Genomic DNA, 16,423 nt, shown 5'->3' with positions numbered 1-16,423 from the left:
CCGATTGCCGTCCAATGGCGCGTACTCGGCAGCCGTCGAGATTCCTGATGGCGCGCCGGTATGCACCTGTTACGGATACGGCGCGACCTTCGCAGAACCTTCCAACAACAAGGGAACTCACGCGCTGCGGCGAATGCAGATTCCGGCGGAGGTGGTTGTATAGCCGGCCAACCTCAATTTGAGATGCGGGTTGTTGCTGTACGGCGGCGCGTCGACGTGGAAATCGAGTGCGTGCGCGTGTGGTGCTGGCGCGAACGACTCAACCTCGTATCCTCGATTGCGTAACCGCATGACGAGTTCTTCCATATCGCGCTTTCGGTAAATCACGGTGCCGCCTTCGCTGGATGTATCGTCGTTCGACGAAAGATTGTATTCCGTCGTGTGAACGGCAACCCCACCGGGCTTCAGTGTATCCATGCTGTTGATGACGAACTGAAGGCCGGCCTCCAGATTGCCAAGGTGCTCGAAGCAGCAGGAGGACCAGTTGAAATCAAAATCGCGCAAAGACGGGGCAATGGCGTTCATGTCGCAATGTTGATGCGTCACGGCGCGATCGAAAATTTCGTCGGCCACGATGTTCGGGAATCGCAGCTCGTTGAGGGCGTTACTGTGTTGTCCGGTTTGGGACCATCCGCTGGATTGTCCAATTTCCGGTGGCGCGTCAGTGGCGACGATGAAGCATCCCAGTTTGGCGAAAAGCGCCGGCAATCGCTCCTGACCCACGCCAAAGCCGAGCCCGCGCCGACCGGGGGTGAGCATGCCTAGCCGGTTCAGGTGGTGGATGATGTATGTCCATTCCCAAAATTTTCGCTGACACATCGGGGGGAGGCAGAGCATCGCGCAAACTCGTGCATGCTCCGGGTGAAGCATATCGGCCGCACTACATGTCGAGTACTGCATGAACGGCGCTTGATCGTCGAGGACTGGATCGGATGGAACGAAGATTCGTTGTTCGATTGCATTCGCAATGCGTTTGTCCAGATCGAAATGCTCACTTGTGCATCCGCGCTCGACGTACAGGGAGTCGATCTTTTTTTGAAGGTCGACAGTCGCCTGCTTGAGCCGCGCAATTTCTGCCCGGTCAGATTCGATGCGCCGATCGATCGCAACATTGATACGGAACTGCACCCGCTTCCAGATCGGCCTGCCGATCGCCTTCAATGCCGCCTTCACCATTTCGGTCTCCATCGATGTGGTGGGGGTCACGGTTGGCAATCTTACGTCATGTAAGTGGGATCATCCATCCACTGTCGTTCGGCGTTTGCTTCATTCTCGGGAGTGCACTACCGACGGCGTATCGGCACGCACACGTGTCGAGGGGCAGCCGCACATGGAGGATTTGTCGTTTCTCGAAACTCGAACCGTGCCTCGACGCGACCTCGTGACAGGGTGGATTCGCGATTGGCCGGCGTGAGCATCTCCCGAGCCTCAAGCCGGAATGCGTGCGCGTCAGCCAAGCGACCACGGCGACCCACGACACTTCGGTTTTTCGGGTTCGATTACGACAATGCATACTGTGCAGGCCTCGATTTCGGGCCGTGTGAAGTGCCCACGATCGTCGCTCAGAACTTGCTCGATTACATGTTCGTTCTCGACGTTTCACTTCTCGGTTGACCACTCACCATGAAGAACATCCGCATTCGCTTGCTTGTCGCGCTCGTATCGTTGGCCGCGTTGCCGTCGCACGCTCAGCCGGCGGCCGGCCTGCCACGCACGGCTTCTCAACCCTACGGCGCGTCTTCCTCGAAAACCGGCCACACGGCACCCACCGTTGCATCATTCGGAAATCAATTCACCTGGCTTAACTCATTGATTCCATGTACGACCGCGTGCGCGCAAACATGGTCGCAATCGGCCGGTGGTGGAATGGGTTTGCTGGGAGCGACGCGCACGTCGGACAATTCGCTGACCGGGTCAATGGCCGCTCAGGGTGTTGCGGGCTATGCAATCAATGACAATACGGTTCACGTCCAAACTGCCTATGCCACCTACTCCGAAGCGCGGAGAAGGCCGGGCGCCGGAACGACTCAAGGGCATGAAATCGACGTTGTAAATCAGGGCTCCGTCGTTGGACTCGACCCGTACGACATGTTCCGGAGCGGTATCACCCCGGGGCTCTGGTTGTCATCGGGACGCCGTGATGTGAAGACCGGCGCGGCCAACGCCAGTGCCGCCGTCGGCATCGTAAACAACAACACTGCCTTCGAAAACGGGATCGTGTTTCAAAGCAGCGCCTTGAACACGACGACTGGCGAAGGCAACGCAATTGTATTGCCACGAAAGGACGCTGTCGTGTGGTTCGGCAGTGCAGGGAACAAGGTTGCGGCAATCCGAAGCGATGCAACGACCGCGTCGCTTCGCGCGATATTTGCGAACGGGCTGCTTGCGTTGCAGAATCTTTCCGGCGTCAACGAGCACTCGTTTTCAGATACCGGAAACTATTCCGCAAAAGGAAATATTTCGGCTGGCGGAACAGGTTCAATGCCGCTTTATAGCACGACCGGTGCCGGCGCGAATGCTCCGCACATGGTGCATGGGTCGGTCGCGTTGGCATCCGGCAGCGCCACGGTCAAACTCACCGGTCCGGCCGTTTATACGTCTGCGTCGAGTTATACCTGCACGGCCAACGACACGACCGCGGCGAACGCCGTGAAGGTCAGTCAAGATTCGGGTGCATCGGTCACTTTCACCGGAACCGGCACGAATACGGTTCAGTTTCTCTGCGCGGGCAACTGATCCGCTGCTCATTCGGAGCCAGCCGCTTTGGGGCGACATTCTTCAGGCGGTGTTCATCGCCACCGTCTGTTGTGCGGCGGGCCAACGGCACAAGCCGTCGAATCCCGCTAGAAGCACCGGCATCAATCCTCCTGGTTGCTCGTTCGCCAGGCAAAGCGGGCGTGTGTCGAAATTGGGCTCGACATCGAACGCAGCATCGGCTGATATCGCTGCTGCTTTCCGCTAAGGTTTGCGCGCGCCGTGCCGTTATCTCTCCTGGACAGCCCTCGTGCCTCGAATGCTGATCCGTTTTCTTGCCTGCTCGCGTGATGCGCGAGCAGGCTTTTTTCGTTTACGGCATTCCATCGAAGACTGGATTGGCGGAATGGAACAGGGACTTGGCGCCAACCGACAAAGCGCAACAGTCTTTCATGGGTGTAATGTATCGCCTTCCTCGTGCCCTCATGCTTTGCAGGGCCGTTCGATCCCGACGACCCATGAAGGCGCCGGGATTTTTTTTGCATATGCAGCGATACCCCCGCGATGCGTCACCGAGAAAGGCATTTCGCAAGGCACGGTATATTTTGCGACGACACATACCGATCGATAGAACACACTACAAGGAGTCGCCAACCCATGTCGGACACTCGGACCACGCTTCGCGCCGCGACTGCGCACGACGCGTCCCTCATCGCTCGCCTGCATACGCAGAGCTGGCAGAGCGCATACAGCCATATCCTTCCGGCCACCTACCTGTCGGATGAGGTGCCGACAGAGCACGCGATCCGGTGGCGCAAGTATCTCGATCGCAACGAAGACGAGTGGGGCCTGGTGCTGATCGCCGAGTCGGACGGCGCGCCCGTCGGCTTCGCCAGCGCGGAACGTCCTGACGATCCGGCGCTCGGTGTGCTGCTCGACTGCCTGCATGTCCATCCTTCGCATCACGGCTGCGGGACGGGCAAGCGCATGATCGAAGCCGTCCGTGCGTGGGCGCGGTCGATCGGCGCGGGCAAGGTCCACCTGCAGGTGCTGGACGGTAACGTGCGAGCGATCGGTTTCTACGAACACAACGGCTGGCAACTGGCCGGTATCGAAACGAGCCGCATCGGCCCGACGGAGGTCACCGATCGGATCTACGCGATCGACGCCTGAGGGCTTGCCGGTATCGGTGAGAAAGCCGGACGCGCTTCGCCGTTACTCGCCGCAATATCGAACGAGCAAATCAGCCTCGGTCTCGTGGATCTCGACGGGCAGCGTCGTCGCGCCCGCATGGGCAAGATAGCGCGCCCGATGCTGGCCGTTGCGAAACGAAGCGACGCCGATTTTCGACAGGCCGGGAATGCCGAGCAGCGTTCGCGCTCTGGTCTCGCGAAACGTGATGAACGGCATGTCGGGAATCCTGTCCTGATCCGGAGCGAGGAATGTGCGGATACCCGCGGCTTTTCCCGGGGCCCAGTACTGGACCGACGGCAGGACATAGTCCGTCGTGTCGCGGTCGGCGCACGCCAGCAACTTCTTCAGATCGATCATCACGACCCGATGTCGCGAGTCGTCGGACGAGAATACCCGCTTGAGGTGCGTATAGGCATACGGGGCATGCCCGGGGAGCTGGATAATCCAGACATCCACGCCGCTTTGTTGTGCGTGGGCGAGTGTCATTATTTCCTCTGGTGGTGCGAGCGGGTTCTTGGGTTCGAGTTTAGCAGTGCGATCACGGCAACGGAGCAGGTCGATACGCGGAATGGAAAAACGGAACGACTCGCCGCATAGGCTCAGGGGCAGGGAAAGCCGGTGGCAAAGTAGCGGCGGTCATGCATCGGCAGTCGATATCGACAGGGGGCGAGACTATCGTGATACTGCCAGTCGGAAGGACATACGTTGTAACAGTCATGCAAGATTCACGCAGTGGCGCGCAATGCGGCACGCGTGGTTCGTCATGAGACTGGAGAGGGCGGAGTGACGGGCGCAAATCATGTCGTCGAAACTTGAGATCGAGTATCTCGATTACTGCTTCACCGCGACGCTCGAAATCAGGGCGTCCGGCCGGACAGCCGTCGTCGACTGGCGACTCGAATCCGACTCACGTGGCAAGACGCTCGCTTGGATCGTGTTCGATCGCTTTCTCGCGCGCAACGACTTCGCCGACGAAGAAGATGCGCGTGCCAATATCGTCGACTGGCTGGAACGGCTTGCCGACCCGCGGTCCGGCGCATCCACCGAGATCGCGAAGGCCGGTGCGGCGGTTTCCGGGGGCGGCGTGGCGACGGACGCATCGGCTGCCGAAATCGTCGGCGAAACCGTCGTTGAAATCGTCAGCGATCCGGACTGGATCGACATGGTTGCCGACTGGTTTTCCAGCAGCGCGCCTGGATGATGAAACCGGGTTGCCGCGTTTCCGATGTGATTTATGCTATTGCGTTCGAAAAACGCCAATTCATAAAATCAGGCGCGAGAAAATGCAGCCGGAATCACGTCGCGTGAAAAATAGAATAAACCTGCTTTGACAATGCGCGTAATTTACCGGAAACTGGCCCGATTCCGAGGACGTCCGCGTGAACTAAAAAAATAGAAGACCAGACATGAAAAGAAAAACGCCGGTAACGGCTGACATTGATCAAAATCGCTGCCGACCTGGTGGGCCGCATGGCCATGCCGTTCAATGAAGGCAGAAATTTCCTGAATCGTCGACATACCCGATCGACATACCCGAGTATCGCCCGGCAATCGATCGGGAATTTCGCGCCCGGCTCATGAGGCTGTCGCCCGTTGCCGCATGTCATCAAAGGGTGAGTTGCCGCACAGACCGTCTTGTGACCCGCGATCACAATTTGGCCGGTTGACCGTTCTTCCCCGGCCCGGTCAACTATTTCCCCGCTCGCTCGCGCAGGAGCGGGGGCTTTTTGCCCGTCCGACGCCGGAAGACCGCGTCGGCGGAACCGGACAGGCGTTCGGCAGGCTGCGCGATGGCACCCACGGCGCGCCTCGGCAACCGTTCGCCTGATCCGCACGCATCGTTTTCCTCGTGCCTGAGCGAACCCTCAGGCCCATCGCCGGTTTCGGCCGGCGATGCCTTGATCCCGGCGGCGTGTCACAACGCTGCCGGGATGTTTTTTGCGCCGGACGCGTCGCGTCACGTCGTGCGCGACGGACATGCCAATCCGCTCAGCCAGCCTGTTCGACGCTGGTTTCCCATCCGTCGTATTCCCCGCCGAGTGAACGCACCTCGCGATTGATCGCGATCGTGTGACGCGTGATGTCGGCCAGCGCCATCGTGCCTTCGTGCGAAAACCGTACGGCCGACTTGCCGTCCTCGGTCGGCGCGACCGACTCGACCGGATAGCCTTTCCCTTCGGCCCAGTCCGCGAACTGGTGCGCGTCGCTCGGGTCTGGGAAGTACGCCCAGTGCATCACGCGCCGGCTCATGTCGCTGGCGTCGCCTTTCTGCCGCAGCGCATCCAGTACGCGCATGTCGCGCATCATCTGCCAGTCGTCGTCGGTCGGGTATAGGGTCTGCCAGTACGATGCCTTGTCCGGATCGTCCTGGTGCGCGTACTGAAGCGCGTAGGTCGTCTGTTCGGCCAGCGCGTCGACGATCTCGGCCGCAGCCTCTTCGTCGAACGGCACGTAGAACAGGAAATCCCGGTTGCCGTCGACGGTGATGCGGCCGACCTGCACGCCGCCTTTCGCGGTGATCGCCGTGTCCAGCAGATCCTCGATCTTTGCCAGGTCGGCGAATTCGTCGCCGGCCGGCAGGCCTTCGGGCGTCGGATGCGCGAACGGAACGCGCACGGTGAGCAGCGACGTGCGCGGATCGCCTTCGGCGATTTCCGCGAAGCTGTGGTTGAAGCTGATGAAAGCCTGATGGTCGCCCATTCTGGCAGGGAAGGTTCCCCAGGCGTCGGTCATGTGTTTCTCCCGTACACGATTGTCTGTTGACGGTTGCAAAGCGTCCCAATGTATCATCGAAAATCGCGTGGGCAGTGACGCGCGCATGATCGCGTGCCGCGCGCGAACGTCGGCGAGAGCCGTGGCCGACTGCGGCTTTCCGCAGGCGTGTGGCGGGCCGCGAGAAAAATCCGAAGGAGATTCCGATGTCGATGTTTGCGGTGAATGGTGTCCGAATCGATCCGCTCAGCGCGCGCGTGACGCACGTGCGCTGGGCGGCCGTGAATCCGGCCGACCGGTCGTGGGCGGCGACGCCGAGCGAGGCGCCGGTGGCGGACGTGGCACGCGCGCTTGCGTCCGGCAGCGATGTCCGCGCGATCTTTTCGGCATCGGACGCCACCGCGATCGGGCCCAGGCTGAAACGCGTGCTGTATCGGGATGCGTCGGAAGGCATCGAGCTCGACATCGATGCAACGAGCGAGTCGCGCACGTTGCGCGATCTTCCGCAAATCTGAGCGGACCGGCGCGCGCGCTGCGGCGTCGACTGCGGAACCCGGCCGAACGGCCGCTAGCACGACACTGATCGCGAGGCGTAGTATCGAATCGTCGCCATACTGCATGCGGGTTGCGCCGAACGGTCAGGAGGGGCGCGCGAGGTTCGGCGAGCCGGTATCCGAATCGAATCGCGCAAACGCGTACGAGATCATGTCCAGGCCTGTTATCGCTCCGTTGGGATCCGCGCTTTGTCTGGCGCTCGCAGCCTGCCAGGCCGCGCCCGAAGCGCCGCTTCCGCCGCCGTCGCCCGAGACCGCATCGGCAGCCGTGCCGGCAGCGTCGCCGGCCGAGCCGATTCGCGGCATGGGCATGGCACCTCATCTGGCAGGGCAGAGTCACTGGGCCGTCGGTCAGTGCACGACCAACGGTACCGTCAACGTGTGCAATTGACCGGCGCCGTCGGTGCGGGGCGCATGCCGCGTAAGCAAGACTGGAATCCTGATTGGGCACCCGCGTCGATGGGCCGGTTGCCGTCGACGCGAGCCAGCGAGTAATGAACGACGAACACGTAACAGACGATTCCGGCCTGCATGTCGATCCCGCCGAGGGAACGGTCATCGGCCAGTTGCCGATGACGCTGGCGGTCGATGGCAGGAGCCTGAAGAGAAGGGCGGTGGTGTGTGCGGTGCTGGCCGTCGCGAGCCTGTGCGGTTACGCGGCCGATCCGGCACTCTGGCCCGTGGCGGCGCTGGCCGCGATGCTGGCGCTGGCCAGCGCGGCCTTCTTCTTCGCGTCGCGGCGCAAGATGGCGCTGCATATCGACGAGACAGGCTTCAGACTGATCGGGGCCGCGCGTGAAAAACCCGTCACGCCATGGCGTGACGTCACCGAATTCCGGATCATCAGCGTGGCCGGAAATCGCTACATCGGCTACCAGTTCTCGCCGCATTCGTCGCGCACCAGGGTGCCGGGTGGCGTGATGCTGCCGATTGCCCGGTTTGTCGATCTTCCACTCGACGCGGTGGCCGGATTGCTGGAGGCATGCCGCCGTCAGTTCGGCGCGCCTGATGAGCGGGCCGACCGAATGGGGTGACGGCGGGGGTGACGGCGCCCGATTCGGGCGCTCGCGCGACCCGCGATGCGAAAAAACAAAAAATAGGCGGGGCGTCGTGTCGAATTCCACCGTGGTCGTCCGTCGTAGCATCGGAGGCGTGCGCATCGCGCGTCCGTCCCGATTTTCGATACGACAACCGACTGAAGGAGCGACACCCATGTCCACGTCCGTCAAACCGATCCCGGAAGGGATGCGCACGCTGACGCCGCACCTGATCTGCGCCGGCGCGACAGCCGCCATCGACTTCTACAAGCGCGCATTCAATGCAGTCGAACAGTTTCGCCTGGCAATGCCTGACGGCCGGCTCGCGCACGCGTGCCTCACGATTGGCGATTCGACGCTGATGCTGGTGGATGAAATGCCCGAACACGGCGCGCTCGGGCCGAAGGCGCTGAAAGGCACGTCGGTCTGCCTGCATCTGTACGTACCGGACACCGATGCGGCGATCGCGAAGGCGGTCGCAGCCGGTGCGACGGTCACGATGCCGGCCGCCGACATGTTCTGGGGCGATCGTTACGGCCAGGTCGAGGATCCGTTCGGCCATCGCTGGTCACTCGCGACGCATCAGCGCGACCTGACGCCCGAGCAGATCGCGGAGGCCATGGCCAGCGCGCCGCCCTGCGGGAGCTGACGCAGCGGCGCCCCCGCGGCTGAACGGCGGGGCGGCGGCAAGTACCCGCGGCCGGCTTGCCGCGGTTACGCGCCGGTCATCTTGCCGCGCTGCTTGTCCTCGTACATCAGTTGATCGGCCGATGCGAGCAGGTCGGCCACGCCCGGATGGCGGGCGGGATCGTACGCGACGTGGCCGACGCTGAATCGGATCGCGTAGCCGCGTGCGTCGGCCGCGTTGCGCAAGGCGAGCGCCTGCGTCACGCGTTCGACTGGCTCGACGACGTCGGCCGGATCGGTGGCGCTCAGCAGCACGACGAACTCGTCGCCGCCGAGCCGTGCGATCACGTCGCTGTCGCGCAGCGCACCGGTCAACGTGTCGGCGAACGTCTTGAGCGCACGATCGCCTTCGGCATGGCCAAAGCGATCGTTGATCGCCTTGAAATCGTTCAGGTCGAAGAACAGCAGCACCGCGTGACGGCCGAGGCGGTCGCACAGGCTCAGCACATGACGGGCGAGGATCTCGAAGCCGCGCCGGTTCGTCAGTTGCGTGAGTTCGTCGGTGGTCGCGAAATGCAGCGCAGCGATTTCGCGTTCCGTCATGTGGGCGAGATCGCCGAGCAGGGCGAGTTCTTCGGGTTCGAGCGAACGCGGCCGCGTGTCGATCAGGCAGAGCGTGCCGATGGGGGCGCCGTTCGGTGCCGCGAGCGGCCGGCCGGCGTAGAAGCGGATGCCCGGTGTGCCGGTGACGAGCGGGTTGTCGTGGAAGCGGCCGTCGTTCAGCGCGTCCTGGATGACCATCGTGTCGCCCGCGAGCAGCGCGTGCGCGCAGAACGATACGTCGCGCGATGTCTGCGTGGCGTCGAGGCCCGCGTGGCTCTTGAACCACTGACGATTCTCGTCGACGAGGCTGACGAGCGCGATCGGTACGTCGAACAGCCGGCGCGCGAGACGCGTCAAGCGGTCGAATCGCTCTTCGGGCGGCGTGTCGAGGATCGACAGCGAATGCAGCGCGTCGAGTCGAGCCGCCTCGTTGGCCGGTTTCGGTGCGATTTGCATGGGCCTGGTCGCTTGTCCCGGCTGCAAGGCCGGTCACAGGATCGTATGTTGGACAGTATCGCGCATTATTCGGCGCGTCGCCAACCCGCCCCTCGGTGACGGGCATTCCCGACGCTGTCCCGATCGACGCAGATGCAGTGAGAAGCGGGTGGCATGCGTCTGCGTTGCATCACGATGCAGAATCGGCTGCGCGATGTCTCAAGGTGCGCGGTGCAATGCCGTAAATAGGGCGAGTCCAATCGTTCTTCGCATCCCACCGCCCCATGGTTCGAATTCTGTACGCGGGTTATCTCGCATTTGCGCTGTATCTTCTTTACCCGATGGTTCAGAACACCCTGGCGTTCAGCACGGATTGCGTGCGCAATGCGCTGCCTGCTGTGTCGACGACGCCGGCAAGCAGCGTGGACGGGCACGCGAACCGCTGTGTCCCGACCACGCAGGCCGGTGCCGCGACAGGACGGATCGCTGAAATCCATTGAATGCGCCGTCCGGCGCGCATGTCGTTCGAGGCGTGAAGCGGCGACTGGCCATTCGGCCGAATTGAGCGTCGCGTCACGCTCGCCGATCATCTGCATCACGGCGGTGCGAGCGCGGGGTATCGGGAAGCGGCGCCCAGCCCGTGGCGTGCGTCAGTAGCTGGAGCGGTACGGCGCGCCCTGGTCGAAGCGGCTTTGCCAGTGCGTGAGGTAGCGCGACGCGAGTTGCGGATTGTTCCAGACCACGACGACGTTTTCCGAATTGCGGCTGGCCGCCGACGCGGAATAGTTGAACGAACCCGTTTCGACGTGTTCGGCGTCGATCACGAGGTACTTGTCGTGGTGGATCGCATAGGTGTCGATCGTGCGGGTCGGGATGCCGGCGTTGACGAGCAGGTTCAGTGCCTGCTTGCTGCTCTTGGCACGGTTGCCCTTGTCGTCGACGACCACCGCGACATTGACGCCGCGTCGCTTCGCGTCGAGCAGTGCGCGCGTGACGGGCGGCGACGTGAACGAATACGCGGCCACGCGGATCGAACTGCGCGCGGCGCCGATCGCTTTCAGCACGAGTGCCTCGGCGCCGCCGTCGGGCGAGAACGCCGATTCGACCACCTGCGTCGCGGGCGCTTCGTGCGTGGGCGTCGGCAGCCATCGCGACACGAGGTCGATCGCCTGCTGGAGCAGCGATTCACTTTGCGTCTTGCCGAAGGCGGCGAAGGGTGTGGCGAGCAGGGAGGCGGCGAGACAGGCAGCGGCGAGGCGATTGCGCGACAACATCTTGGACAGCGAATAATTTCGAGACAGCGGGCCGTGAGTGTAACGCAGACGTAGCAGTGCGGTCACGCGCGTATCGCGACGCGATCGCCCGCGCGATGTTCGCTCGCGGCAGAGGCGATGCAGTGAAGTTGCGTCGCGCGTCAATCCTCGACTGTCGGCGTGCCGGTTTCGCGCGCAGCGATCCACCCGGGGCCGGGCTCGGGTTGCACGTCGCGCGCATCGAGTGGTTCGCCGCAGGCCGAGCAAACGGTGACCGCATGCATCAGCTGGCCGCAGGTACGGTGGCGCAATTGCACCGGCGGCCCCTGGCCGTCGTCCTTCCAGCGATCGCCCCATGCCGTCAGCGCCAGCAGCGCCGGGTAGAGGTCGCGGCCCTTGTCCGTCAACCGGTATTCGAAGCGCGGCGGCCGCTCCTGATACGCACGCTTGACCAGCACGCCTTCGTCGACGAGCCGCGCGAGCCGTTCGGCCAGCACGTGGCGCGTGAGGCCAAGCTGGGTCTGGAACGCATCGAAGCGGCGGCAGCCGAGGAACGCGTTGCGCAGGATCAGCATGGTCCAGCGATCGCCGAGCACGGCGAGCGCGCGCGCGACCGAACAGTTCAGCGTGCCGATGTCATCCCATTTCATCGTCGAGTCTCTTGCGTCTTGCTGCGGTTCAGCGAAATAGCGGGTTCGATTATAGAACCCGCCTTCGGTTGTCACAGGCGCGGCTGCGTTGACAACGGCCAGCATCGTTGTCAATAATGAGTTCCAATTTAGAACTTACTCGCGCGGCGACGCGCTTTCAACCCGGAGACAACCCGATGAATCCGCTTTCCCTGTCAGGTCTTGATCTGCTGCGCGCAGCCGTCTCGGGCGATGCGCCGCTCGCGTCGATTTCCGAGACGATTCCGATGCGCCCGCTCGACGTCGAACTCGGTTACGTGAAGTTTTCCGCGCGGGCGGACGGCCGTCACCTGAATCCGCTCGGCGGCGTGCATGGCGGGTTCGCCGCGACGGTGCTCGATTCGGTCACGGGGTGCGCGGTGCATTCGATGCTCGACGCGGGCGTCGGCTACGGCACGGTCGACCTGCACGTGAAGATGCTGCGGCCGGTGCCGCGCGATGTCGATCTGGTCGCGGAAGGGCGCGTGATTCACCTGTCGCGTTCGCTGGGCGTCGCCGAGGGGACGCTGAAGACGCCGGACGACAAGATCGTCGCGCATGCGTCGGCGACCTGCTTTATCCAGCGGCCGCAGTAACGGCGGGCCGCAACGCTGCCGTCCGGGCCCGCGGGGGACGCGCCGGGCGGCGTCGAAGGCGGCTTGTAAGCGTGCGCGGCGCACATCTGAAGCGGTCGCTTCAATGTGATAGCGTTTCTGCTTTCCACCGACGCGACAGGAACAGCATGGAATACCGCACACTCGGCGATTCGGGCATCGAGGTCAGCCTGATCGGGCTCGGCACGATGACGTGGGGCGAACAGAACTCGGAGCGCGACGCGCACGAGCAGATCGACTACGCGATCGCGCGGGGCGTGACGCTGATCGATGCCGCGGAGATGTATCCGGTGCCGCCGAAGCCCGACACGCAAGGCCGCACCGAGCAGTACATCGGCACCTGGCTCGCGCAGCATCGTGCGCAGCGTGAGCGCATCGTGCTCGCGACGAAGATCGCGGGCCCCGCGCGGCAGCCGCACAACCCGCGCCATATCCGCGGCGAGGGCAACCAGTTCGATCGCAAGAACCTGACCGAAGCGCTCGACGGCAGTCTCAAGCGGCTGCAGACCGACTATGTCGACCTCTATCAACTGCACTGGCCCGATCGCAGCACGACGACGTTCGGCCGTCCCGCGTATCCGTGGGTCGACGACGCCTACACGGTGCCGATCGAGGAAACGCTCGGTGTGCTCGCGGAATTCGTGAAGGCCGGCAAGGTGCGCGCGATCGGCGTGTCGAACGAAACGCCGTGGGGCGTCGCGCAGTTCCTGCGCGCGGCCGAGAAACTCGGGCTGCCGCGTATCGCGAGCATCCAGAATCCGTACAGCCTGCTGAACCGCACGTTCGAGAACGGGCTGTCGGAATTCACGCATCGCGACGGCGTGGGCCTGCTCGCGTACTCGCCGCTCGCGTTCGGCTGGCTGTCCGGCAAGTACGAGAACGGCGCGCGTCCGGCCGGTGCGCGCATCACGCTGTTCGAGCGCTTCCAGCGCTACAGCAAGCCGCAGGCCGTCGAGGCGACGTCGCGTTACGTCGCGCTCGCGCAGCGCCACGGGCTGTCGCCCGCGCAGCTCGCGCTCGCGTTCGTCAACAGCCGGCCGGTCGTGCGCAGCAACCTGGTCGGCGCGACGTCGCTCGAGCAGTTGAAGGAGAACATCGGCAGCATCGACGTGAAACTGTCCGACGAGATCCTTGCCGAGATCGACGCGCTGCACGAACGGCAGCCGAACCCGGCGCCGTAAACGGCGCGCGGCCCGGGCGGCAGCGATGCCGCGACGGGCCGCACCGGCGGCGCAGCGATGCGCTGCCCCTGCCCGGGTTATCGCATCTTGAGCCGCGTGCGCGCGACGAACAGCGCGGCGAGGCTCAGCACCGCGCAGCCCATCAGATAGAGCGCGGGTGACAGCCGGTTGCCGGTCGCGCTGATCAGCCAGGTGATCATGAACGGCGCAAAGCCGCCGAACAACGTGACGCCCGTGTTGTAGCTGACCGCGAGCCCCGTTGCGCGCGTCTGCGACGGGAACAGTTCGGCCATCAGCGCCGGCAGCGCGCCGCAGTACATCGCCTTCAGCACGCCGATCCAGACCAGTGCGGCGAGCATCGTCGCGAACGACGCGTGATGTGTCAGCCACGCGAACGTCGGCCACACGGTGCCGAGCATCAGCAATGCCGCGGCCGCCATCATGCGGATGCGCCCGGTGCTGTCTGACAGATGGCCGACGACCGGCGTGACGAGCGTCAGCACGAAGCCGGTCGCGAGCGTTGCCGCGAATCCGGTCGACGCAGGCAGCCCGAGCTGCTTGATCGCGTAAGTCGGCATGTACAGGATCATGTAGTTGATCGCGGTCGAGATCACGAGCGCGCCGATCGACAGCAGCACCCGCACCTTCTGCTCCGCGAACAGCTCGCGCACCGGCGCTTCGGAGCGCGCCTGCGTCTTGAACTCGACGCCTTCGTCGACATAACGGCGGATATACAGCCCGACCGGGCCGATCGCGAGCCCGAACAGGAATGGCACGCGCCAGCCCCAGCTTTCGAGCTGCGCGGGTGTCAGCGTGGCCGTCAGCAATGCGCCGAAGCCCGACGCGAGCAGCGTCGCGAGGCCCTGGCTCGCGAACTGCCAGCTCGACATGAAGCCGCGCCGCTGCGGCGCGTGTTCGACGAGGAACGCGGTCGAGCTCGCGAATTCGCCGCCGGCGGAAAAGCCCTGCATCAACCGCGACAGCATGATCCCGAGCGGCGCGAGAATGCCGATCGACGCGTAGGTCGGCATCAGCGCGATCAGCAACGTGCCGGCCATCATCATCGCGATCGACAGCAGCAGCGATGCCTTGCGGCCCGCGCGGTCCGCATAGGCACCGAGCACGAAACCGCCGATCGGCCGGATCAGGTAGGACAGCCCGAACGTGCCGAGCGTCAGCATCAGCGACGTCGCTTCGCTCGTCGCGGGGAAGAACAGCTTGGCGATCGTCACCGCGAAGAAGCCGTAGACGATCAGGTCGAACCATTCGAGCGCGTTCCCGATCGACGCCGCGAAGATGATGCGCCGGATCTTCGCCGCGCTGGGGCGGGCGGCGTCCTGCGAGGTCAGGGTGGTCGTGTTCATCGTATGGGCAGGTCCCGAGAAAGGAGCAAAGCGCGTTACAGGGCGGCGCCGGCCGCGGCGGATGCCGGGCGGCGAACGGGCGGCGCGTCGTCGCCGAGATCCCAGAAGAGGCCGGCCATCATCTGCAGCCCCTCGCTGACGACGCTCGCGAGCAGGTGCTCGTCGGGTGCGTGTTGCGAGCACGCCGGGTACGAGTGCGGCACCCATAGCGTCGGCAGCCCGAGCGTGTCGGCGAACACCTCGTTCGGCAGCGTGCCGCCGAGATTCGGCAGGATCGCGGGCTTCTTGCCGGTGGTGCGCGCCAGCGACGCGACGGCCCAGCGGACCCACGGATCGTCCGGCGGCACACGCGTGGCCGGCGCGCCGCGTTCGACGTCGATTTCGATGTCGGTGAACCCGTGCGCGTCGAGGTGCGCGCGCAGGTGCGCATGCAGCGCTTCCCAGTCGGTGCCGACGACGAAACGCAACTGGCAGTGCGCGTACGCGACGGGCGGGATCGCGTTGACGGGATGCTCGGGATTGCCGGCCTTGAATGCGAGGATCTCGAACGTGTTCCAGCCGAACACGCGCTCGGCCGCGGTGAGGCCGGGCTCGCCCCAGTCGGCATCGAGGGCCGGGTCGCCCGGGCCGCCGCCGACGGAAAGGTCGGCGAGCGCGTCGCGCACGGCGGCCGGGATCGGCGGCGGGCGAAGTCCCTCGACGCGAATCGCGCCGCGCGCGTCGACGAGGCTCGCAAGCGCATGCGCGAGCACGATCGCCGGATTGCGCAACAACCCGCCCCAGTTGCCGGAATGGTGTGCGCCGTCGCGGGCGCGCAGGCTCAGCTTGAAGTTGACCGAGCCGCGCGAGCCGAGGAACACGGTCGGGCGCGCGGCGGCGATGCGCGGGCCGTCGGACGCGATCAGCACGTCGGCCGCGAGCGCGTCGCGCGCCTGGCGGCACAGCGCGTCGAGCCCCGGCGACCCCGTTTCCTCGCCCATTTCGATCAGCAGTTTCGCGTTGAAGCCGAGCCGGCCGCCGCGTGCGTCGAGCACGCTTGCGAGCGCGGCGAGGTTGATGGTGTGCTGGCCCTTGTTGTCGGCGCTGCCGCGGCCATACCAGCGGTCGCCGTCGGCCGTCAGCGTCCACGGCGACAGCGGCGCGCGCCACTGCGCGTCGTAGCCGCGCACGACGTCGCCGTGGCCGTAGATCAGCACGGTCGGCAGTGCATCGTCTTCATGGCGCGACGCGAGCAGGAACGGGCCGCCGCCAGCGACGGGGTTGTCGACGATCCGCGAGGTGAAGCCGAGGCGGGTGGCCTCGGGTGCGATCTCGTCGGTCAGGTACGCGCGCAGCGCGGCGTCGTTGCCGCTGTCCTGGCTTTCGGTGCGCAGGCCGACGCGGCGGCTCAGGGTCGTGAAGAACGCGCCGGATTCGAACTGGTTCAGCGCGTGCTGGATGGCGGCGGTACGGCTCAAGTCGTATCTCCTCTGACGGGGGCGCTACAC

18 protein-coding genes are annotated in these 16,423 nt (G+C 64.5%); 10 read left to right on the top strand and 8 right to left on the bottom strand.

Annotated elements, in window-relative coordinates; genetic code table 11:
- Positions 1 to 117: 117 nt before the first annotated feature.
- A complete protein-coding gene (locus tag AC0KUR_RS19870) occupies positions 118 to 1,206 on the bottom strand; it encodes a methyltransferase domain-containing protein (protein ID WP_473376335.1) in 1,089 nt (362 codons plus the stop codon).
- Between the two features lie 417 nt (positions 1,207 to 1,623).
- On the opposite strand from AC0KUR_RS19870, the gene AC0KUR_RS19865 reads away from it, so the two are divergent.
- Both AC0KUR_RS19865 and AC0KUR_RS19860 read left to right on the top strand, forming a co-directional pair.
- Positions 1,624 to 2,736, top strand: a complete 1,113-nt coding sequence (locus AC0KUR_RS19865) for a hypothetical protein (RefSeq protein WP_049036176.1) — start codon at positions 1,624 to 1,626, stop codon at positions 2,734 to 2,736.
- Positions 2,737 to 3,351: 615 nt separating this feature from the next.
- Positions 3,352 to 3,867, top strand: coding sequence for a GNAT family N-acetyltransferase (locus tag AC0KUR_RS19860; RefSeq protein WP_124607997.1), 516 nt, complete (start codon positions 3,352 to 3,354; stop codon positions 3,865 to 3,867).
- A 42-nt stretch (positions 3,868 to 3,909) separates the two neighbouring features.
- On the opposite strand, the gene AC0KUR_RS19855 is transcribed toward AC0KUR_RS19860, so the two are convergent.
- Positions 3,910 to 4,374 carry a plasmid fertility inhibition factor family protein gene (locus tag AC0KUR_RS19855; RefSeq protein WP_034186978.1) on the bottom strand — a complete coding sequence of 155 codons (465 nt, stop codon included), beginning with the start codon at positions 4,372 to 4,374 and terminating at the stop codon, positions 3,910 to 3,912.
- Positions 4,375 to 4,687: 313 nt separating this feature from the next.
- On the opposite strand from AC0KUR_RS19855, the gene AC0KUR_RS19850 reads away from it, so the two are divergent.
- Positions 4,688 to 5,089 carry a hypothetical protein gene (locus AC0KUR_RS19850; RefSeq protein ID WP_034186977.1) on the top strand — a complete coding sequence of 134 codons (402 nt, stop codon included), beginning with the start codon at positions 4,688 to 4,690 and terminating at the stop codon, positions 5,087 to 5,089.
- 788 nt (positions 5,090 to 5,877) lie between these two features.
- Here the strand turns inward: AC0KUR_RS19850 and AC0KUR_RS19845 are convergent.
- The gene (locus AC0KUR_RS19845) at positions 5,878 to 6,621 is read right to left on the bottom strand and encodes a DUF695 domain-containing protein (RefSeq protein WP_473376334.1); all 744 of its coding nucleotides are present in this window, start codon (positions 6,619 to 6,621) and stop codon (positions 5,878 to 5,880) included.
- Positions 6,622 to 6,806: 185 nt separating this feature from the next.
- Between AC0KUR_RS19845 and AC0KUR_RS19840 the strand changes: the two genes are divergently transcribed.
- From AC0KUR_RS19840 to AC0KUR_RS19825, 4 genes are all read left to right on the top strand, one after another.
- A complete protein-coding gene (locus tag AC0KUR_RS19840) occupies positions 6,807 to 7,115 on the top strand; it encodes a hypothetical protein (RefSeq protein ID WP_034187035.1) in 309 nt (102 codons plus the stop codon).
- Between the two features lie 190 nt (positions 7,116 to 7,305).
- On the top strand, positions 7,306 to 7,545 hold the full coding sequence (locus tag AC0KUR_RS19835; protein ID WP_320338947.1) for a hypothetical protein: 240 nt from the start codon (positions 7,306 to 7,308) through the stop codon (positions 7,543 to 7,545).
- 103 nt (positions 7,546 to 7,648) lie between these two features.
- Complete coding sequence (locus tag AC0KUR_RS19830) at positions 7,649 to 8,188, top strand: hypothetical protein (RefSeq protein ID WP_034187034.1); 540 nt, start codon at positions 7,649 to 7,651, stop codon at positions 8,186 to 8,188.
- Between the two features lie 178 nt (positions 8,189 to 8,366).
- Complete coding sequence (locus tag AC0KUR_RS19825; RefSeq protein WP_034186975.1) at positions 8,367 to 8,840, top strand: VOC family protein; 474 nt, start codon at positions 8,367 to 8,369, stop codon at positions 8,838 to 8,840.
- 65 nt (positions 8,841 to 8,905) lie between these two features.
- Here AC0KUR_RS19825 and AC0KUR_RS19820 read toward each other — a convergent pair whose 3' ends face one another.
- Positions 8,906 to 9,877, bottom strand: coding sequence for a sensor domain-containing diguanylate cyclase (locus AC0KUR_RS19820; protein ID WP_124669104.1), 972 nt, complete (start codon positions 9,875 to 9,877; stop codon positions 8,906 to 8,908).
- 263 nt (positions 9,878 to 10,140) lie between these two features.
- Here AC0KUR_RS19820 and AC0KUR_RS19815 point away from each other — a divergent pair, with 263 nt between their 5' ends.
- On the top strand, positions 10,141 to 10,356 hold the full coding sequence (locus AC0KUR_RS19815) for a hypothetical protein (RefSeq protein WP_034186973.1): 216 nt from the start codon (positions 10,141 to 10,143) through the stop codon (positions 10,354 to 10,356).
- Between the two features lie 150 nt (positions 10,357 to 10,506).
- Here AC0KUR_RS19815 and AC0KUR_RS19810 read toward each other — a convergent pair whose 3' ends face one another.
- Both AC0KUR_RS19810 and AC0KUR_RS19805 read right to left on the bottom strand, forming a co-directional pair.
- Positions 10,507 to 11,130, bottom strand: coding sequence for a phospholipase D family nuclease (locus tag AC0KUR_RS19810; RefSeq protein ID WP_034186972.1), 624 nt, complete (start codon positions 11,128 to 11,130; stop codon positions 10,507 to 10,509).
- A 140-nt stretch (positions 11,131 to 11,270) separates the two neighbouring features.
- Positions 11,271 to 11,759 carry a winged helix-turn-helix transcriptional regulator gene (locus AC0KUR_RS19805; RefSeq protein WP_034186971.1) on the bottom strand — a complete coding sequence of 163 codons (489 nt, stop codon included), beginning with the start codon at positions 11,757 to 11,759 and terminating at the stop codon, positions 11,271 to 11,273.
- Positions 11,760 to 11,935: 176 nt separating this feature from the next.
- Here AC0KUR_RS19805 and AC0KUR_RS19800 point away from each other — a divergent pair, with 176 nt between their 5' ends.
- Positions 11,936 to 12,373 (top strand): PaaI family thioesterase, encoded by a 438-nt coding sequence (locus AC0KUR_RS19800; RefSeq protein WP_034186970.1) that lies wholly within the window; start codon positions 11,936 to 11,938, stop codon positions 12,371 to 12,373.
- 146 nt (positions 12,374 to 12,519) lie between these two features.
- Positions 12,520 to 13,572: an NADP(H)-dependent aldo-keto reductase gene (locus AC0KUR_RS19795; protein ID WP_473376333.1), complete on the top strand. Its 1,053-nt coding sequence runs from the start codon at positions 12,520 to 12,522 to the stop codon at positions 13,570 to 13,572.
- 77 nt (positions 13,573 to 13,649) lie between these two features.
- Here the strand turns inward: AC0KUR_RS19795 and AC0KUR_RS19790 are convergent, their stop codons facing one another.
- Together AC0KUR_RS19790 and AC0KUR_RS19785 are read right to left on the bottom strand one after the other, a co-directional pair.
- Positions 13,650 to 14,936: an MFS transporter gene (locus AC0KUR_RS19790; protein ID WP_175026920.1), complete on the bottom strand. Its 1,287-nt coding sequence runs from the start codon at positions 14,934 to 14,936 to the stop codon at positions 13,650 to 13,652.
- Between the two features lie 35 nt (positions 14,937 to 14,971).
- Positions 14,972 to 16,393, bottom strand: coding sequence for a M20 family metallopeptidase (locus AC0KUR_RS19785; protein WP_473376332.1), 1,422 nt, complete (start codon positions 16,391 to 16,393; stop codon positions 14,972 to 14,974).
- Positions 16,394 to 16,423: the final 30 nt, after the last annotated feature.

It is taken from the genome of Burkholderia sp. YHN3-13, assembly GCF_055810675.1.
The sequence above is the reverse complement of the archived record's forward strand: the minus strand, read 5'-3'. Positions and strand labels throughout refer to the sequence as shown.

Excerpts from the sequence above, each read along its gene's own strand:
- AC0KUR_RS19865 (WP_049036176.1), top strand. The coding sequence starts at position 1,624 with ATGAAGAACATCCGCATTCGCTTGCTTGTCGCGCTCGTATCGTTGGCC.
- AC0KUR_RS19860 (WP_124607997.1), top strand. The coding sequence starts at position 3,352 with ATGTCGGACACTCGGACCACGCTTCGCGCCGCGACTGCGCACGACGCG.
- AC0KUR_RS19855 (WP_034186978.1), bottom strand. The coding sequence starts at position 4,374 with ATGACACTCGCCCACGCACAACAAAGCGGCGTGGATGTCTGGATTATC.
- AC0KUR_RS19850 (WP_034186977.1), top strand. The coding sequence starts at position 4,688 with ATGTCGTCGAAACTTGAGATCGAGTATCTCGATTACTGCTTCACCGCG.
- AC0KUR_RS19845 (WP_473376334.1), bottom strand. The coding sequence starts at position 6,621 with ATGACCGACGCCTGGGGAACCTTCCCTGCCAGAATGGGCGACCATCAG.
- AC0KUR_RS19840 (WP_034187035.1), top strand. The coding sequence starts at position 6,807 with ATGTCGATGTTTGCGGTGAATGGTGTCCGAATCGATCCGCTCAGCGCG.
- AC0KUR_RS19835 (WP_320338947.1), top strand. The coding sequence starts at position 7,306 with ATGTCCAGGCCTGTTATCGCTCCGTTGGGATCCGCGCTTTGTCTGGCG.
- AC0KUR_RS19830 (WP_034187034.1), top strand. The coding sequence starts at position 7,649 with ATGAACGACGAACACGTAACAGACGATTCCGGCCTGCATGTCGATCCC.
- AC0KUR_RS19825 (WP_034186975.1), top strand. The coding sequence starts at position 8,367 with ATGTCCACGTCCGTCAAACCGATCCCGGAAGGGATGCGCACGCTGACG.
- AC0KUR_RS19820 (WP_124669104.1), bottom strand. The coding sequence starts at position 9,877 with ATGCAAATCGCACCGAAACCGGCCAACGAGGCGGCTCGACTCGACGCG.
- AC0KUR_RS19815 (WP_034186973.1), top strand. The coding sequence starts at position 10,141 with ATGGTTCGAATTCTGTACGCGGGTTATCTCGCATTTGCGCTGTATCTT.
- AC0KUR_RS19810 (WP_034186972.1), bottom strand. The coding sequence starts at position 11,130 with ATGTTGTCGCGCAATCGCCTCGCCGCTGCCTGTCTCGCCGCCTCCCTG.
- AC0KUR_RS19805 (WP_034186971.1), bottom strand. The coding sequence starts at position 11,759 with ATGAAATGGGATGACATCGGCACGCTGAACTGTTCGGTCGCGCGCGCG.
- AC0KUR_RS19800 (WP_034186970.1), top strand. The coding sequence starts at position 11,936 with ATGAATCCGCTTTCCCTGTCAGGTCTTGATCTGCTGCGCGCAGCCGTC.
- AC0KUR_RS19795 (WP_473376333.1), top strand. The coding sequence starts at position 12,520 with ATGGAATACCGCACACTCGGCGATTCGGGCATCGAGGTCAGCCTGATC.
- AC0KUR_RS19790 (WP_175026920.1), bottom strand. The coding sequence starts at position 14,936 with ATGAACACGACCACCCTGACCTCGCAGGACGCCGCCCGCCCCAGCGCG.